This is a genomic window from Halorubrum sp. SP9, assembly GCF_005435015.1.
Lineage (GTDB): Archaea > Halobacteriota > Halobacteria > Halobacteriales > Haloferacaceae > Halorubrum > Halorubrum sodomense.
On sequence record NZ_SGXU01000247.1, the window covers coordinates 1 to 624 of the forward strand.

1 protein-coding gene is annotated in these 624 nt (G+C 65.7%); it reads left to right on the top strand.

Annotation, left to right across the window (positions count from 1 at the left end; genetic code table 11):
- Positions 1 to 2: 2 nt before the first annotated feature.
- The coding region (locus tag EXE45_RS17405; RefSeq protein WP_137695073.1) for a DUF1028 domain-containing protein at positions 3 to 624 on the top strand (622 nt) is incomplete at its 3' end.

Here is a 624-nt window from a genome sequence, read left to right on the forward strand (position 1 = left end):
CTGTGACTGGCAATACAATAAGTGACACGGGCCGTTCCGATACCGGTCCCGACCACACCTCGCCCGCGGAGCGATTCGCTCCCGGAACATTCTCGATAGCCGCACAGGATCCTGAAACCGGAGCGTTCGGCGTCGCAGTCAGTACGGCGCTCGTGGGCGTCGGCGCCTTGTGTCCGTTCGTGAGTGAGAACGCGGCGGTCGCGACCCAATCGTACGTAAACGTATCGCACGGACGAAACGCGGTCGAACTCGCCGATAGGGGCGTCTCCGTATCGACCGCCTGCGAGGCGCTTCTCGCAGACGATCCTCACGACACGTACCGTCAACTCCACGGCGTGACGGCGGAGGATTCCTTCCGATACACCGGTGCGGACTGCGTCGACTGGGCCGGCGACTCCGCCGGAGACGACTACACGGTTGCCGGCAATATGCTCGATGGCGCGGATGTCATCGACGCGGTGAGCAGCGGCTACGCGGACGCGGACGGCGGGTTCGCGGACCGGCTCATTGCCGCGCTGGAAGCGGGGCAGGCAGCCGGCGGCGACAAACGCGGGAAGATCAGCGCGGCGCTGCTCATCGCGGGTCCGGAGCCGAAGCTGTACCACAACCTCCGGGTCGACAACA